Annotated in this window: 5 protein-coding genes; 1 reads left to right on the forward strand and 4 read right to left on the reverse strand. The window is 59.5% G+C overall.

The features are described from left to right. Positions 1-90: 90 nt before the first annotated feature. The 3 genes from M2103_RS01800 to M2103_RS01810 all read right to left on the reverse strand — a co-directional run bounded on the left by M2103_RS01800 (position 91) and on the right by M2103_RS01810 (position 14,530). On the reverse strand, positions 91-3,447 hold the full coding sequence (locus M2103_RS01800) for a glycoside hydrolase family 2 TIM barrel-domain containing protein (protein WP_277508368.1): 3,357 nt from the start codon (positions 3,445-3,447) through the stop codon (positions 91-93). Between the two features lie 108 nt (positions 3,448-3,555). Then, on the reverse strand, positions 3,556-12,267 hold the full coding sequence (locus M2103_RS01805; protein ID WP_277508369.1) for an autotransporter outer membrane beta-barrel domain-containing protein: 8,712 nt from the start codon (positions 12,265-12,267) through the stop codon (positions 3,556-3,558). Positions 12,268-12,370: 103 nt separating this feature from the next. Next, the gene (locus M2103_RS01810) at positions 12,371-14,530 is read right to left on the reverse strand and encodes a metallophosphoesterase (protein ID WP_277508370.1); all 2,160 of its coding nucleotides are present in this window, start codon (positions 14,528-14,530) and stop codon (positions 12,371-12,373) included. A gap of 91 nt (positions 14,531-14,621) precedes the next feature. On the opposite strand from M2103_RS01810, the gene M2103_RS01815 reads away from it, so the two are divergent. Next, positions 14,622-14,897 carry a hypothetical protein gene (locus M2103_RS01815; RefSeq protein ID WP_277508372.1) on the forward strand — a complete coding sequence of 92 codons (276 nt, stop codon included), beginning with the start codon at positions 14,622-14,624 and terminating at the stop codon, positions 14,895-14,897. A gap of 75 nt (positions 14,898-14,972) precedes the next feature. Here M2103_RS01815 and M2103_RS01820 read toward each other — a convergent pair whose 3' ends face one another. Continuing rightward, positions 14,973-18,764 (reverse strand): autotransporter outer membrane beta-barrel domain-containing protein, encoded by a 3,792-nt coding sequence (locus M2103_RS01820; RefSeq protein ID WP_277508373.1) that lies wholly within the window; start codon positions 18,762-18,764, stop codon positions 14,973-14,975. Between the last annotated feature and the right edge of the window lie 20 nt (positions 18,765-18,784).

An 18,784-nucleotide genomic window follows, 5' to 3' on the forward strand; every position in this document is an offset into this window, starting at 1 on the left:
TCTACAGTGACGCGGATAAATACCAAGGTCAGTGGTTTGTATCTGCGCGCATCCGCGTCATCTATGAATCACTCTGTCTCAATCAGCGTTTTAACGCGCGAGTTTCCAGAGGTCCTCGCCGCCGGCGAGCGGGCGGAGGCGGTAGGTGTATTCGAGCGCCCAGCGGTTGAGGCGGTATTGCTCGTGCGGGAGGCGTCCCCATGAGTTGTCGCCGCCGAGGCCGCGCTGGTGCAGGTCGATGTTGAACGTAACCGTGTCGCGCTCGGGGAGCTGGTAGGGATAAAACTGCCCCTTCTTGTGCGTCGGGAAGAAGAGGTCGTCAGTGGTCTGGTGGAGCGCGTTGGCGCTGAGGAGCGGGCCGTTGCGGGTCTTCGCGGCGAGCAGGCCGCGGCCCTTGTCGTCGGTGAGGGCGATCCAGCGCACGCCGACATGGTTGCCGGTCTCCTGTGGTTTTATGTAGGGGAAAAACTGGTCGCGGACTTTGCTTTTGTAGAGACCGACGCGCGCGTCCTGGCGATCCCAATAGGTTTCTTGCGGGCCTTTGCCGAACCACGCGAGGTTGTCGAATCCGGCGCGGAGCGTGGTTTGCATTCCGAAGCGCGGCAACTCGGCGGCGGAGCGACGGTCGGGGTCGCCGTAGAGTTTGAGGGAAACAAAAATGTCACCGCTCGGGCAAACCGTCCATGTGAGGACTTGCGCGCGGTTGACCGCCTCCAGCTTGCCGGCGGCGGTGAGGGTGACCGCACCGGTTTCGGCGTTTTTCGCCACATCAAGGTTGGCGAGCTTCCAAGAGTCGGGAGCGGTGCGCCACGCGCCGGGGCCGTAGGCGGAGGGCCAGATGATGGTTGTCCTGGCGTCGGGCTGTCCGCTGGAACGCATCGGGTCGCCCTTGGCGGGGTTGCCGGGATCGGTCATTTTGTTGCCGCGGTCATTGTCAACGGGGGCGCGCCAGTAATGCGGCGCGAGCGGTTTTTCGAGGAGCTCGACGCCGCCGGTCTTGAGCGAAACGAGGAAACCGGTGGCGCGATCGAAGGCGGCGGAGAAGTTGGCGTTGGTGATGGTAATGCGTGAGTCGGTTTCGTCCAATGCCAAAGGGAAAAAGGTGTTGTAGTCAGGATTATTTTCCCAAGCGATGGGAGAAGGCTCGTAGTGCAGTCTGAATTGCTCCCATGCGACTTCGTGGCCGGCCTTGGCCCACGCAGTGTCGTGTTTCAAGGTAAAGCTGATTTCGAGGAAATACTCGACGCCAGAAATGACCCCGTTAAGACGCAATGGAATCGCGATGCGCTTGGCCTCGCGCGGGGCGACGGAGAGTTTTGAGAGTTTGCCTTGCTGGAGCGTTTTGCCATCGGCGACGAGACGCCAGCTTGCGTTGAGCCAGTCGGCGGTGTTTTGAAAATCGGCCCAATTTTTAATTTCAATTTCGGGTTTGGATGTGCCGAGGTTGATCGCGCGCATCTGGATTGGCTGGTAAACTTTTTTCACCTCGGCGAGTCCGGGATGCGGCGTGCGGTCGGCGTCGATGAGGCCGTTGGCGCAGAAATTGCCGTCGTGCGGGAAACGTCCGGGTTCGCCGAAGCTGCCGCCGTAGGCGTAGAAAGAGCCGAGCTTCGGATCGAGCGGGAGCGATTTCGGATTCTCGACGTATTCGACTTTGCGCGACGCGGGCACGGGCGTGCGCAGGCCCTGGTCAACCCAGTCCCAAATGAAACCGCCCTGGAGGTGGCGCGCGCCGTCGTAGATGGGACGCCAGTAGGCCCAGATGCCGCCGTTGCTGTTGCCCATGGCGTGGGAATATTCGCACATGATGAAGGGCTTGGCGCGCGGGAGATCGGAATAGTGGACAACCGACTCGGGCGTGGGATACATGGGGCAAATCACGTCGGTGAACTCGCCGCTGTTGTCGGCCTCGTATTGAACGGGGCGGGCATCGTGCGCCTTGAGCCAGTTGTAGCCATCGATGAACGCCTTGCCGTGCGCGGATTCGTTGCCGAGCGACCAGCCGACGACGCAGGCGTGGTTCTTGTCGCGCTCATACATGCGGCGGATGCGGTCGAGGTGCGCCTCGTGCCACTCGGGCAGGTTGGCGAGCGCGATGGCGCGGCCCGCGTAGGTCTCGCTCATCTGGCCGTGCGATTCGATGTTGGCCTCGTCGATCACGTAGAGACCGTATTCGTCGCAAAGCGCATACCACTCGGGCGTGTTCGGATAGTGGCAGGTGCGCACGGCGTTGAGATTGTTTTGTTTCATCAACAGGATATCCGCGATCATGCCCTCGCGCGTGACGGTGTAGCCGTGGTCGGCGTCCCATTCGTGCCGGTTCACGCCGCGGAAAAGGACGGGCATGCCGTTGACGAGGAACCGGCCGTCGCGCATTTCGGAGAAACGGAAACCGACGCGCCACGGTATGACTTCGAGCGCGCGGCCCGAGGCGTCCTTCACGGTGAGGAGCAAAGTGTGGAGCGCGGGCGACTCGGCGGACCAAAGCGCGGGCGAGGCGACGGGAATGGATTTTTCGAAACGCGCGGAGGCGGACGCTGCGAGGTTTGCCGCGGGGATCTCGAACGAGGCGAGTTGCTTGCCACCGGGCGCGAGCAGCACGGCGGAAACGGACGCGCCGCTGGCGGCGGTGGTGTAGTTTTTCAACTCGCCGGTGAGCGCGAGCGTGGCGTTGCGAAGCGTGGCGTCGAGCGTGGTGGTGATTTTGAAATCGCGCAGATGCACGCCGGGCGCGCTCCACAGCCAGACGTCGCGGAAGATGCCGCTCAGCCGCCAGAAATCCTGGTCCTCAAGATACGAGCCGTCGTTCCAGCGGAACACCTCGACGGCGAGAATGTTTTCGCCGCCATCGGTGCGCAGGTGCGGCGTGAGGCGGAAGGTCGCGGCGGTGCGGCTGTCCTTGTTGAAGCCGAGTTTTTTTCCATTGAGCCAGACGGTGAACAGCGAGCTGACTCCCTCGAACGTGATAAAAACCTCGCGTCCGTCGCGCCGCCATTCGGCGGGTGCGGTGAAAGTGCGGCGGTAGCTGGAAACGGGATTGTAGTCGCCGGGAATGTCGGGCGGCGTCACGTCGCGCCACGGGTAGGTGGTGTTGGTGTAGATGGGGATGCCGTAGCCCTCGATTTCAACGCACGAAGGCACGGGAATGGTTTTCCACGCGCGGTCGTCGAAATCGGCACGCCAAAAATCGAGCGGACGTTTTTCGGGATTCGAAACCCAGTGAAATTTCCACGAGCCATTGAGCGATTGATAAAACGGCGATTTTGCGCGGTCGAGCGAACGGGCGGAAGCGGTGTCCGCAAACACGGTCATCGACGCCGAGGCAGGTTCGAGTCCCTCGTGCTGCCGTGTCGGATCGGCCCAGACATCGGCTGCGCGAAGCGAGGGCGTCATGGCAAACGCCATTAGCATTATCGATTGGAGTAATATAGCGGACGGGTGTTTCATTGGAAAGTGATGTCGAATGTGCGCGGAGTGTGTTGATATGCGTATCGAAAATGGGAGCCGTCTGTGTGTGACGGCTCCCAAGTGATTAATACGAAGATTGTATTTTGATTAGAACGCGTGACGGTAGCCAAGGCTGATGGACCAAGGCTTCTGATAGCCTTCGCCAGTGGCGAACTCGTAGTCGAAGTAGAGCTGGCCGGCGGCGGTCGGACGCCAGATCAAGCCCACACCGGCCTCGCCACGAGCGCCGTCCACGTTGGGACGCCACGGGGTGCCGTCGTTCACGCGGATTTTGCCGCCGGAGCTATCCTCGTAGGCCGCGCCAATGCGTCCGGCGATTTCGATATGGCTGTTGGCGAGCTTCCAGGCGCGTCCGGCGCGCAGTGTGGCGCGCAGGCGGGCGATGGTCGCGTCGTCGCTGTCCACGGCGAGATTGTCACCCTTGGTGGTGTAATCGTCGCGCATGAGATACACGAGCGAAAGCTGCGTCGAAGGCTCGGCGAACCAACCCGCGCCGATCTTTTGGTCGAGCGCGATGCGCTTGCCGACTTCAAGAGAAAGGCCGATGGCGGTGTCGTCGTAGCTGCCCTTGGTGGGAGTGGACCCGTTTTGGGCGGTCGAGGTAAATTCGTTGTCGTAAAGCGCGCCGGTAAGGGTCGCGTTGGCGAACCAGCCTTCGGCGTTCATCCACGCGGCATAAGCGCCGAGGCTGAGCTGGTCGCTGTCGCCGTCGGCCGAGCCGTTGCGCGCGTCGAAGTCTTGCGAGGCGTGTCCGTATCCGAGGTAGACGCCGAGAGCCATGCGCCCGGACAGGGCGGCAATGGTCTTGTCGGCGCCGATCTCGAAGCCGTAAAGATCCATGTCAAACGGGCGCATGTTGGTGCTGGAGCTGAAGCTGGAGTTTTCGGCGCGGGCGCGCAGCCAGACCGAGTATTTGCCCGAGGGCTCCTCGCTGATGGAGCGCAATTCGCCGATGCGACGGTAGAGGTTGTCCTGCGAGGCGAACCACATGACGCTTTGCGCGCCGTGGACGCTGCTGATCGCGCTGAACGCATCGGACTGGCCGTTGGTGGCGAGAATGATGGTGCCGGGCGCGCTTTGGACAACGGCGTAGTTGGTGCCCTCGAAGTCAAGGCCGCCGGTGAAGGTGGCGTTGTTTTCGCCGGAAATCGTGGCAAGGACGGGCGCCGGGCTGTCGCTGGTCGGCGCGATCGAGCTGGCGGCTGCGCCGAGAACCAGATTGTGGGTTCCCTCTGCGTCGCCGTTGACGATGAGTCGGTCGCTCTCACCGGTGCCGGGGTTGACGTTCATGAGAACGGAGCCGTTACCGGAGAGCCCCTTGACCTCGACGGAGCGGTAGTCGTCGGAGGCAATGTTGCCAATGTTCAGCACGCCGTGGTTGGCGAGTTGACCGTAGCGATGCTCGACGGGGCCGCCGAGTTGAACCGTGCCCTCGGCGATGTTGAGCGTGCCGGTGAAGCTGTTCGAACCGCTGAGGATAAGGGTGCCCGTGCCAAGCTTGGTGAGGGATTTGCCATCCCAGTCAGCAGGGCCGGGGCCGAAGCGGTCACCAAGCTTGGTGTCCACCTCAAAGGTTTCGCCCTCCTCAATGGTGAAGGTGCCGTGAGCCCCGGAGAGGGTGTTCCATGCGAGGCGGTAGCCGGCGTAGTAGGAAGCGGTGCCGTCGCCGTTGTCCCGTGCCTGGCCACCAATGGCAATGTAATCGGGGAGTCCGCTGCCACCGATCCCAGTGATGTTGGTGAAGTTGCCTGCAATGGTGCCGGATGTGGCGTCGAGAATGCGAATGCCGACGTCGGAGATTTCGCTGGCCTTGGCGACCGGGGTGTAGGCAAAGGAAGCACCGGCGATCTGGAGGGTGCCCGACAACGACGCGCTGTCAGCGGTGATGTAGGCAGTGGAGCGGGAGGTATCGGCGATAATGTCGAGGATGCCGTTGACGCCCTGGCGATATTGGCCCGCGGTAACAGCGGAACCGCTGGCGGCGATGCTAATGACGCCCGTGCCGCTGGCACTGCTACCGACTACGAAGCTATTGGCAGTGACGAGAGCCGCTTCGCCGATGTTGAGGGCTCCGGAGCCGTTCGCGCCAAGGGTTATGGCACCGTTAGAGGTATAGAGTCCGTCAACATTGAGGGTGCCGACGCCTCCAGCGTTGCCGAGGGTGGTATTACCCGTAGCAAGAACGGAGCCATTCGCGGTGATGTTGATGACGGCGGAGGATAGCTCGCCAAGGACGATATTGGCAGACTGCCAGTAGCCGTCCACATCGACTATCGAACTGGAACCGTCAGCGGCACCACCAGAGAAGTTGCTGTTGATGAGTGTGCCGGTGGAAGCGATCTTGAGGTGTCCCGAGCCGGTGCCGCCGACGATGATAGAGCCATCGTTGTTCCAATAACCGCTGATAACAGCGTCGCCCACGCCAGTGCTTTCAAGTCCAATGTATGAGGAACCGACGGTGCGAAGGGTGCCACCGATTTCGACAAGAAGCGAGCCAGTGCCTGCGTTGCCGACATGGATCGCGGCGGCGCTATCCCAGAGGCCTCGAATGATTGCAGTGCCGCTGGAACCGACGGAGGAGCCAATGTGTGTAGTGGAGTCGGTGGTGTTAGCGAAGGTGCCGGTGACACCGACTTCGAGGACGCCTGTGCCGGCGTTGCCGAGATACAAGGCTCCCGAGTTGTTGACGAGACCATCAACGAAGAGAGTGCCGCTGGCGGCGGTGTTGTGTCCGATGCTGAGCTGGTTGGTGGTGGCCAAGGTGCCGCCGCTGACTACGGTGACTACACCCGTGTTGTCTTCGTTCACGCCGACGTAAGCGGAGGCGGCGGTGGCTGAGCCGTTGATGAGGGCGGTGCCGGATCCATAAACGCCCACGTTGAGGGAGTTGGCGACTTCGAGTGTGCCGCCAGACGCGACCTCAAGGGTGCCGCTGGCGGTGGCTTCATATCCGATGTGGAGGTCGCTCGCGGTTTGCTCGAATGTGCCGCCGTTTTCGACACGGAGGAGGCCTGAGCCAGCCGCACCGGCCACGCGAGTTTCCGCGCCCTGGCTGACGAGGCCGCCGTCCTGAACGGTCAGAGAGCCGTTGAGGGTGCCGCCAATCGTTAGGGTGCCGGTGTTGTCGAGGAGACCCGCGACGGTAAGCTGGGGATTCGCAGAACCTTCGATTTTGATTTCGGCGGTGCTGACGTCACCAGTGGTGGAAATGCCAAGGATGCCTTCCTTGACGTCCACAGTGCCCGCGAAGTCGGACTTTCCGCCGAGGACGAGTGTGCCGACGTCGAGTTTATTGAGACCGGGTGTATTGAGGGAAGCGTTGATGGTTACAGTGCTGCTGGCGTTCAAGACCCTGACATTGGGGGCTGCAACAGCGGTGAGCGTGCCGGTGCCATCGAGAGTGTAGTTGACGACTACGTTGGGATCGCCGAGGTCGCCAAACTGCATACCATAGATGGTGTAGCGGCCGGCAACGTCTACGTTACCTGTTCCAGAATCAAAGACCGTGAGGGCTCCTTCCGTCCAAATCGAGGGCGTGCCGGCACGATCCCAATTGGAGGTGACCGTATCCCACACGCCGGAGCCACCCTGCCAGTGAAGCACGGCAACTTCGGCCGTGCTAATGACGATTTTGATGGCATGCGGATCGATAAGAATATCAAGCTCGGCCAAGGCCGTCAGATCGAAGTCACTGCCGATGATGCTCCACTTTCCAGGATCGGTAAGATTGCTCCCGCCAACAAGATTGGTGTAGGTGGCGAGAGTGTAGGAACCAATAATATCGTCCAAATCCTTGCCAGCGCGGTCGAGCAGGAAGGAACCGGACCCGTCAATAATGAGCGTGCCCGAGCTAGCGATGTTAAGCGTGTGGGTTCCGGTAAGGGAGTAGTGCCAGAGGGCGCCGTCGGCGAGGGTGATGCTGTTATCGACGGCCATGTCGGCAACACGCATGTCAAGCGCGCCACCCGCCGCGATGGTGACATTGGAGACGGTAGCATCGGCGTGGGTTGAGCGGAGTGCGCCACCATTGGCCACATGAATGAGGCCGCCGATATTGGCGTTGGCGCTGGCGATGTCGAGGGAGCCAGCGTTGACAGTGAGTGTGCCCGTGAAGGCGGCACTGTTGGCGGTGAGTCCGAGAGCGCCGGAGCCGGTTTTGACGAGAACCGCGTCGGATGTGCCGGCGAGGGCACTTTGGACGGTGATATCGTAGCCGTTGGTATCGATGGTCACATCACCAGCGTCGAGGTCAAGGACCGGAGCGTTGAGGATGAACGAGTCAACCGAGGCATTGGCGCGAATGGTGCCGCTGTTGAAGAGGATGTTGGCCTCTCCCGCGCCGAAAGCGATCTGGCCGGTTTCAAGAACGCCGCCGTTGAGAAGGAGCGAACCAGTGCCTGTGGTTTCGAGACCGAGGATAGTGGTGCCGGAGACGCGGACGAATCCGCCATCCTGAATGGCGAGATAGGCGTGTCCGAGCTCGCCAAGCGAGAGGTTGTTTCCAACATCGAGCGTGCCGAGTATCCGGGCTGTGCCGGTAGAATAGACGCCGGGGTTGTTGAGGGTGCCCGAAGCGGCGGCGATGAAGTCGCCCCCGACAGTGACCGTGCCACCGGCGAGAATATCGAGAACGCCGGAGCTGATATTACCCAAGGAGGGATTATTGGCGGGATCGCGTCCAAGATAGAGGTTGTTTTGGGTAATCCAAAGACCTTCGACGGTGGCTATGCCGACGCCATTGGCGGTGCCGCCAATGGCGGAGTTGGTGCCTACATTGACAGTGCCGGAGGGTGCGATATTGAGGACGCCTGTGCCACTGGGTCCGACATTCAGATAGCTGCCAACGGTAAGTTGCCCGCCATCAAGAACATTAATAGTGCCATTGCCGGCGTAGCCGATGTCGGCGTAGGTGCCGATGTCGAGAGTGCCCTCGAGATTGATGGTGCCGGTGCCGGAAGCGTTACCCCCCATGCGCAGATAGCTGCCGGATTTCACAATCCCATCGGAAAACACATTAAGCACGGCATTTAGGCGGTTGCCGACCTGAAGATATGAACCGGCCCGCGCGTAGCCGTAAACATCCACGGTGCCGCTGGCGGTAAGAGGATTTGTGACCCCGCCGCTAGCGGTGTCGCCCTGGCCGATGCTGATGTAGCCACCGGCTATGGCGGTGCCGGTGTTACCGATGCGCATATAGCTGTCGCCGTAATGGGCGACTATAATATAGCCGGTGCCCGCAGCTTCCATGTAACCGTCAACGTTGACGTAGGCGGTGGAGTCGGGGTGTGTATAGGTGATGCGAATGCCGGTGGAGCGGGCGATGACGGTGCCGGTGGAGGCAATGTCGAGTATGTTATGGCCTGTGTTGTTGCCGATGACCAAGTAGCCACCGGTGTCCCACGTGCCGGCGATGTAGGCACTATTGAGACCGGTGCTCGTATCGCCGCGCGCATACCAACTATTGGCGGTGACGCCCAAATAGCCTCCTTCATTAATAGTTAGAGTGTTGTCACCAGTGCTCTTATTGCCAATGTAAAGAGTATTTACATTCAGAACACTGCCGCTTATGACGACGGTTCCGCTGGCGGCATCGGCATCCCCAAGGATGAGGTTTTTATTATTTTTGAAAAGCAATGTGGCATTTTTTTCGACCTCCAAGTAACCCGTTGCATTACCTTTGGTGCCGACAGTAATACCATAGCCGGTATCAAAATATCCGCCTTCCTTGATGATGAGTGAGCCCTTGCCTTCGTTGCCGACACGAGACCATCCGTTGTTGCGACTGTCGTTTCTCATGTATCCAGAAACGAAAACAGTGCCGGAGGACGTCGCGCCCTCACCGATGCTGAAATCTGTGCCTACCAGCACGGTGCCTGTGGATGCGACGTTGACAACACCCTCGCTCTCATGGCCGACTTGGAAGAGGTTTTCAGACTGCAGGAGCCCTTTAACGACAAGGGTTCCGGATGTGCCAGCGGTGGGGCCTACGAGCAGACTGCCTCCGAGGGTGAAATAACCTTGCTCGCCAATAGTGAGCAGCCCCTGGCCGACGTAGCCGTGGAGAGCGACATTGACCGGGCCGCCGAGGGTGAGGGCGCCGGAGCCGTGTTTGCTGAATTTGGAGCCGACGATAGCGGTGTTGATCGTGGCCGTGGCATTGGTGTTGATGACGTTAAATTTGACGGAACCATCACCACTGAGAACATTGCCGGCCAAAGTGCCCGAGCCAGCGAGGGTGTAGCCGTCCACGTTAAACTGGAGCCCGTCGAAGTATTGAACACCAGAGACGTTCACGGTGCCGGCCCCGGAATCAAAAATACCAAGACCGCCGTAGCCCCACTTGACCGGGCTTCCGGAAATTTTCCATGTAGCAGAGGCATTGTCCCAATTGCCGTTGCCCCCCTGCCAGTAGAGGAAGTCCACGCCCGCGTTGTTGACGTTGAGCGTGATTGTGTTGGCAACAGAGGTGGTATCAATCGCAGCTCCGAACGCAATGGTGCCACCGGAGACTGCCCAAGTGTCAAGGTTGCCAATACCCGTGCCGTTTGCATAGGTGCCGAGGGTGTAGGCGACGGGCATGGAGAGATCGCCGATACCCAGACTGCCGAGGTCGAGGAAGATCGTGCCGTCCCCCTGAACAGTGAGATTGTTGGCGAGGAGCTCTTGTTGGTTCTCCAGCGAGTAGGCCCAGATCGCGCCGTCGGCCAAGGTGAGATTACCCGTGGTTTCGAGGGCTGCATTGCGGAGGTCCAGACCGGCGCCGGAGAGAATGTTAACGTTACCACCAAGCTTCGTGGCGGGGTTGCCGCTGGCGAGGAATCCCGTGCGGACATTGAGAGTGCCAGCGTAAGCGGAGCTGTTAGCGGTAAGAATGAGCGAACCGATGCCAGTTTTATCCAAGGTGGCGCCTGCTGTGCCAACAAGTGTAGTGGTAGCGGTGACGGCGAAGGTTTGGGTGTCGAGCGTGAGCGTATTGCCGCCAAGATCGAGGTTGGGGAAGTTGGAGAAGAAATCGTCCGTATCCGCCGCGGCGCGAATCGTGCCTCCATTGAAGATGTAGGCGGCATCACCAGCACCAAGCGCTATTTGGCGGGTTTCGAGCATGCCTCCATTGAGAATAAGGGTGCCTTTACTGGTTGCAGCACTGGCAATGCGGACGCGGTCCGCGGCAACGAGACCGCCGGAGACAATCTCAAGCGTGCCAGTGCCGGCGAGGCCGATGGCGGCGTAACCGTGTTTGGCAATAAGATGGCCGGCTATGGTGGCGGTGCCTTGGCCGGTGGCGTTGTTACCGAGAGAAAATGCGACGGTTTCGCCTCCGTTGCCGGAAGAGACTGCGGTGCCGCCGGCCTCAATAAGCATGGAGCCTGTTCCAGTCCAGCCAATGCCGAAGTTGGCGTTGCCGGTATCGTTGCGCTTGCCGGCATTGAGATAACCGCCGCTGCGGATAATGATATCGCCGCTGCCGCCGGCGCTGACGGCGGAGGCAACATAGTTGTCGGCTCCACGTTGAATGACGGTGCCCCCTGAGAGGATTTCGAGGGTGCCGGTGCCGGAGCCGCCGACGCGAATGTTGGTGCCCACGGTAAGAATGCCCGAAACCAAGGCCGAGCCAAGGGAGTTGGCGCCACTTCCTATGTAGAGATGATTGTTTGTGCTCATGTAACCGTCGATGATGGCGGTGCCACCGATCGGACCGGTGGCCGTGTGTGAAGTATTGTTGACGCTGTTGCCGTCGCCGATGTAGGCAAAAGTGCCGACCTTGAGAGTGCCGGTCTGGCCAACGTGGAGGTAGCCCGCGCCGGAGCGTCCAACCTTGAGGTTGCTATTGTTCAGCAGCCAGACACCATCGACGATGGCGGTGCCGGAACCGTTGGTGCGATAGGTGGCGCCGGAGTTCATGCCAAGATGGCCGAGTGTGGTCTCACTACCGCTAAAGATGGCCGTGCCGGTCTGACCGATGATGAGGACACCGGTGCCGGCTACATCATCCGCGGTCGCATTATTCCCACGATAGCCTATGGAATTGATGACATTGGTGCTGGTGACTTGGAGGAAGCCGTTAACAATAACGGTGCCGGAAGCGTTAATATCACTGCCAAGGCGGAGGTATCCGGTGGAAATAAGGGAACCGCTTTCATTAATGGTAATGGTATTGTAGCTGATATCGCCGGTTGCCCCTTTGTTACCAACCACCGTGTAGCCGCCGACCCTCCAGATGCCGTCGACGGTGGCCGTGCCCGCTCCCCCGATGTTGCGGCCAAACCAAGCGTTGGCGCTGTTGTAGAGCATGGCATCCTTGCCGACATAGAGAGAGCCGGAGCCGTAACTGCCAACGTAAAGGGTGCTGGCTCGGACAGAGCCGGAGCCGAGGATGGAGAGAGAGCCATCTCCACCGGTCGGGGCGGGGAAATCCGCGCTGGTGCCGCTGACGCCGCCGATGGAGAGTTCTCCGGCAGTGTTGTTCCATGTGCCAGTGACGATGACGGCGGCATAGTCGCCTGCGGCGAGGCCGATGTTGGAGTCTCTAACCAATGAGGTGTTATCAATGTAGAGGGTGCCGCTGGCGATGTTGATGGTGTCGCCGCTGGGGGCGAGCGTGCCAGGGGAGATGAGGCCTGTGTCGGAAAACCACTTATTGTCGGTTATGGCACCTGTGCCGCCGCCCCAGTAAACATCGGCTCCAAACACCGGTGTCATGGCAACGGGAGACAGGAAATTAACAAAGAGCGAAAGCGCCGCCGCGGCACCCGCGAGTTTGTGTTTCAGTTTTGAGTTTTTGTGTAGGCAGGGTTTCATAAATTATCGAGTTTCAGCTTTGATGTTGTGCACCGACGGGATGGGCGTTCATAAGGGTTTTAGAATGGGAGGGGACATTTTTTAGGTTGAGATAGTCATTGGCTTACCGATCTGGACGCTTGGCGCTCATCTTGACGCCGTCGATCCAGCACTCGCCATGAGTGCGAACCACAAGGCGGACGTCCTTCTCGTCCATGCGCCAGTAGCCGGCGGGGATTTGCGCCTTCAACTGGCACCATTTGCCGGGTTCGATTTTGCCGGCAAGACGGGCGACCGTGTGGCGATCCTTGTTGCCGATTGCCTGCGCGGAAACATACGCCGACACACGCGCGGCGGACTCGGCATAAACCCAGAGGGATATCTCCCCCGCGGCGCTGAAATCCATCAGTTTGTCGAGATCATAGCCGACGGTGCCCCAGTCCTTGCCCGTTGTTTTGACGCGAAGTGAGGATTTGCCGGAGTGCGCGCGGGTCGTGTCAATGTCGCGGCTCACGCGATAACCGAAGATGCTGCGCGGCGGGGTGCTTCCCTCAAAATCCTCGTCGATCACAGTCGTCACGGGCGTGCGCGGCGCCAGTTTTACAGTGCCCGCAAGGTCATCATTGGTGGTGGAGAGCATCCAGAGGAGATTCTTTTTCGGCACGACTCCCTCGCGAAGGAGCCCGCGATTGGACATTTGACGAACTTCCCATTCCATGCGGTCGGCATAGACGCGGCAAACGCGATAGGCGTTGGGCCATTCAACGAAAGCCGGGTTCTGAATGCTGGTGATGCCGTGATAGCTGCCGACGGCATTATAATGATAGTGCCCGTTCATCGTGGCGACAACATTGGGAGCGGCGGCAAGAGTAACCATGAGTTTTTTGTCCATCACGGAACCTTTACCGAGATCATAACCGCTCACGGGGGACACACCGCGATTGAGGAAGAACTCATAGTGGGAAATAACGATGGTGGGCGTGGTGGTGTCAGCGGCGAGAGTGGCGCGCAACCAATCGCTCATGCTCTCAAGATAGGTGGTTTTGTCGGCCTTGCCGCCCCTGAAACCCTGAACGGGGGTATCCTTGCCATACCAGTGGGATCCATCGAGCACGATGAAGCGCAGGGGGGCTTTGGAAAAGGCATAGTCGGTGTTCGCGGGACCGTTTGGAAAGAGTTTTGGTATTGTTTCCGCGATGTCTTTTTTGCGCGAATCGCGGAAAGTGTCATGGTTGCCGAGGCAGCCGTAAACGGGCAGGTTGGCGCGCTTGACGATACGGGAAAGCTCATCGTATTGGCTGCGGCGCCCAGCATCGGTCATATCACCCGCAATGATTGCAAAGCCAGCGCCTTCGCGCTTGAGCTGGCGGAGCGCAGCCTCCAACTCGGCGCCAGCCTGGGCGTTGAGTTTCAGATTCATCCATTCGGGACGGCCGCTGCCAAGATGCGTGTCGGAAAGAAGTCCGAAGGTGTAGAGGGGCTTCTCGGCAGGCTGCGCGGCGGCCTGCAGTTCGAGTTTCGCAAAGGTGCCCCCGGAGCGAATGTGGGGCCCCGCGACAGTGATATAATGGCGCCCCTTGCTTAAGCGGAAGGGCGCAAGGGGGACGGTGGAGGATGGGCGCTCGCCCTTGATGTTCGGTGCGGGGCCGGGACGATTGCCGGATTGAGTCCCCTTCCACGCCTTGGCCTTTACGGCGGGAGCGGCAATAACAGTGTCGTCGGCAAGCACGGTGACGCGCAATCCGGGGCGCAGGTCGGCATCGGGTTCGAGTTGGAGCGAGCCGGTGAGCGCAATATCTTCCGTGGCGTTAATGGCAAACACCAGCAGTCCCTCTTCCGGGATGATGGTCGAGGCAGTGTCGGGCAGGGAAACTTCCACGCGGGCAGTGTCGGGAGCGAGGACGGCGTTGCGTGCGTCGAGAGTGAGGGTGTCGCCAAGTTTGACGGTTGAGATGCGCTTGGCAGTCCTCGACTGGATCATTGCCTTGAGGCGGGGCCAAGCTTGCGCGGGTGTCACTGTCGTGCTGGTTTCAAGCAAAACGTCGTCGACCCAGCACTCGCCATAGCTGCGAATGACAAAGCGCGTTTGCTGATCCTGCTTACGCCAGTCACCCGCGTGAACAACCCCTTTCATCTGGCACCATTTGCCAGGCGTGAGCGTGCCATGTGCCTCGGCAACATTATAACGTCCGCCACCATCGTCCGTCGAAATGTAAATGGCGACCCTTGTCTTGGACTTGGTATAGACCCAAACGGAAAATTCGCAGGCATCGACAAAATTCATCCGTCCATCAAGGTCATAATAAACGGCGTTTGATGCAGACCCTGCGTTTTTGGCAAGATGCAAGGAATATTTTCCTGAACGTGCATAAACGGTGTCCGTGGCGATTTTGAAGTTTTTATCGGGACTGTATTCCCTCGGAACACCTTTTTCAAAATCATTGTCGATCACCTTTTTCGCAAAAGCGGCGGGCGCGGCCAGCAAAAACGAGGCGAGGATAAATAGAGGAATTTTTTTTGAGAGGGATGTCATTGAGGAAAACAGTAAGGCTGGCGGCAATTGGGAAAAAGATGATTTTTCGCCGCGTGGCATCAAGTGTTTCAGCATCCGGACGCGTCTGGACGCGAACGGATGGGAAACCCATATTTAAGGGGCAGGCCCGCGACCCGCTTGAAAAAGAGAGCGTGGGCCTGACTGTGCATATGAGGAAAAAAAGAACGGTTAGTTAGAGAGAAAAGCGAAAGCCAAGGCTAATGGCCCAAGGTTTATTGAAGTTGTCGCCAGTCGCGTATTCATAATCGAAATAGAGCTGGCCTTTTTTGCAGGGCTGCCAGTAAACACCGACACCGGCTTCAAAGCGCTCGCCGTCCAGATTGGGGCGCCAGCGATCTTCGTCAGCGGAGCCTATGTTAATTTCACCACCGGTGCTGCGTTCGCGGATAGCCGCGCCGCGAGCGGCGATTTCGAGCCAGCTGCCGTTGGAAAGCTGCCAGGCGCGACCGAAACGGATGGCGCCGCGGAAGCGATTGATGGTGGCGTCCGCGCCGTGGAGACGAAGGGCCTCGAACTCGCCGTCCCGGATAAAGGTGTCGGTGTGACAGCTACCGCGGGTTTGGCGGACAAGGGCGCCCTGAACGGCGGGTTCGATGAACCAGTCGTTTTTGATGTTGAAGCGGTGGCCAAGCTCGACGGTGACCCCGAATGCGCGATCCTTGTAATCGCCGGAAATGGTGTAGCCGGCGGGGCCGGCGCGGTTGGCCTCAAATTGGTTGTCGTATTGAGCCATCGAAAGAGTGGCATTAAGGAACCAGCCGGAATCGGTGATCCATGCACCGTAAATGCCGAGGCCAAGGAGGTCGCTGTCACCTTCGGAAGAACCTCCGGCGAAATCTTGGGATGCGCCGCCGACGCCCACATAAGCACCGACCGTGGCGCGCTCGCCATCAAGGAGCCAAGTGTAATCGGCACCGATTTCAGCTCCCCACAGATCAACATCGGAAAGACGTGCCTCAGTGGTGCCGCCGCCGATTTCGGAGGATGAGGCGTGCCCGCGTGCCCAGAAATCGAGACCCAATTCGCCTTCAAGGGGAACGCGAAGCTCGCCGAATCGACGAGTGACATTGTCGATTTGGTCGAACCACATAAGGCTTTGGGCACCAGGGATGCCCTTGATGGTATCGCGAACGTCGGCCTGGAGCCCCACGTTTTTGATCAGAAGCTCATGGCCTTGCATCTCTATGGAATATTGAAAAACGCCATAGTCAAAACCACCGTGGACGCGCTGCCCATTAAGAGTGATGTCTGCGGTGAAGGAAGTCCGGTCAACGCCTCCAATACTGAGGAGTGTGATATTCCCCTCGTCGCCGGTGGGGCGCTCCCCCGTGGTAACGGCGACAATATCAAGGTGGTGGGAACCGGATGCGTCGCCTGTGATGTTAAGGTAATCGCTGGTGCCGGCGTTGAGGTTGAATTTCATGAGGTAGGTGCCGCTGCCAGCAAGGGACGTGGCGACGAGGGAGCGGTCGCCCGTGCCGCCAAAGTCGACGATGCTGTTGTTGACGAGAGCACCCATGGAGTGCGTTTGGGGGCCATCATAAATAAGGCGGCCTCCATCAACGGTGGTCGTTCCGGTGTATGTGTTTTCGACCGAAAGGATAAGGGAGCCGTCGCCGCGCTTGATGAGCGAGTGGCCGTCCCAGCCAGTGCTGAAGGGAATGTTGGGACGGTCGGCGAGCTGGATGTCCACCTCGAAGGTGTATCCATCATCAATGGTGAAGGTGCCATGGGCAGAGTCGACGCCGCTTCGCCAGGCGACGCCGTAGCCCACGTCGTAGCGGGTGTCGAGCGCCCCGCCTTCATTAACCTTCAGGCCGCCGCCACGAATAAAGTCGGGAAGTGTGGAAGGAATGGGCAGATCGGGCATTTCGACACGATCGAAGTCACCGGTGAGCCCGCCGCTGGCACGAAGAATGGGGATGCCGGTGAGCGTGCTGGCCTTGGCATAGCCATCCGCGTTAAATTCAAACTCGGGGACATCAAGAAGGGCGGCACCGTATGCATACAGCGTGCCTGAGAGTGTGGCTGCCCCCCCCACTGAAATAATGGGAGCCGCGAGGCTCGGATCAATTGTGTCCCGTTTCCGGGTATTGAGGAGTTCCACAGCAAGCGTGGATTTGTTGTTTTGCATGTAGTCACCGTTCGCCGTGACGTCGCTGGAGCTTTTGAGATCGACATAAGCGCGGCCGCTAGTGCCGACAACAAATTTGCCCCCGCCGCTCAGGTATCCTTCAATCACGGCGCTTGAGGTGCTATTCGCTCCGGAGGCGATGTTGATGTCGGTGCCGGCGATTATGGTGCCGCTCGTGCTGAGCTGAAGCTGGCCGTTGCCGGCGGCACCGATTTGAAACAATGCACCGGTCTGCCAGTAACCGTCCACATAGGCGATACCATTGGCGTGGCCAGAACTGTAATAGGCACCTATGTTACCGTTGCCGGTGTTGATGATAGTGCCGCTTGAACTGAGATGGAGGACGCCGTCGCCGCTGCGCCCCACTCCGAAGTTACCGGTCGCATGCCAGTAGCCGTCCACCCACGCGGTGCCGGTGGTGTTGGCGATCGATGCACCGGAGCCAGCACCGAGATAGCCGATACCCACCTCTTTGGAGATAATGGTGCCGGTTGAATTCAGATAGAGCACACCAGTGGCGGCAACGGTATTGGCGGCTGTCTGCCGAGTGTAGCCAATACTAAAGATGCCCGTGCTGACGTAGCCGTCAATGATGACAGTGCCTTGCGAGCCAAGTCCGTTACCGGACGCGAACCGATCTCCCACCTTGAGAGTGCCGCTGTTAGTCACATGAAGGTAACCGGTGCCGGTGCTGCCAACATACATCGTGGTGCCCACATTGTAGTTGCCGTCAATGACAAGACTGCCGGAACTGGTGGCCCCATTGCCAACGTTGGAATAGGTGCCTATGTCAACGGTGGCTGTGCGGGCAATGTGAACCAGGCCCAATCCGTTACCACCAACATTAAAGTAGGAGCCCGCAATGGCATGGCCCTCAATGAGGCCGTATCCCACGCCGCCGAGACGATTGGCACTATCGTCACCCTGTCCGAAGGCAAAATAGCTGTTGGATCTAAACGTGCCGGAACGGTCGAGATGAAAATACCCGTTACCCCAGTGGCCGACAATAAGATAGGCGCCCTGCCCGTAGCCGCCGCTATTGACAATCAGTGTTCCTGTAGATGCGAGGGAATTGCCGTAGGCAACACGGATGTTTCCCGCGATCAAAGTGCCCGATGAATTGACAATGACCGTGCCGTTGCCACCCGCGGGGCCACCCGTGGGGTAATAACCGCCGAGCTGGAGGTCGTTGGTGGTCTTCAGGTAGCCGTCAACAAGGATCGTTCCGGTGGCGCCAACATGAACGCCGAGCGATATCTGACCGCTGCCGCTGACAGTGCCGCCAGCGGCTATATGCATCACGCCTTCACCACGAGAACCGATCTCAAAGGCCATGTAGTTGGTGGCGCTACCGGTAGTGATGGAGGAATTCTCAATCTTGGTGACAGTGTTGATGGCTTGCGAAGTATCTCCGGTGAAATTCCACACGCCGCCGCTTTCAATGACAAGAGTGCCCGCCACGCCGGCCCGCTCTCCCACGCTGACGCGCCCAGTGGTGGCGATTGTGCCGTCGCCCGCAATGGTAAGCCTGGCGTCGCCGACATCTGCAACAATGAGGGCGTTGGTGGCCGTCCATGTGGTGTCATAAATGTTGCCTGAGGCCGTGTTGGAATAGGTGGTGGTGTAGAGAGTGTCGCCGACAATCTCCCAATGGCTGCCGGAAACGGTGACATCAGCAACGTCGATAATCGTGGTGGGATCCGCATCCGCCTGGCTGACCGGCACGGCGACAGTAAGAAGCACCGCGCAGAGGGTCGCAAATTTAAATCTTAGGGAACCCTGGCGGGGAGAACGGGTGAGTTTCATGGGGATGGCGTCAGGCATTTTCATGGTGTTTTTAAAAGGCGGGT

It is taken from the genome of Ereboglobus sp. PH5-5, assembly GCF_029504805.1.
Taxonomy (GTDB): domain Bacteria; phylum Verrucomicrobiota; class Verrucomicrobiia; order Opitutales; family Opitutaceae; genus Ereboglobus.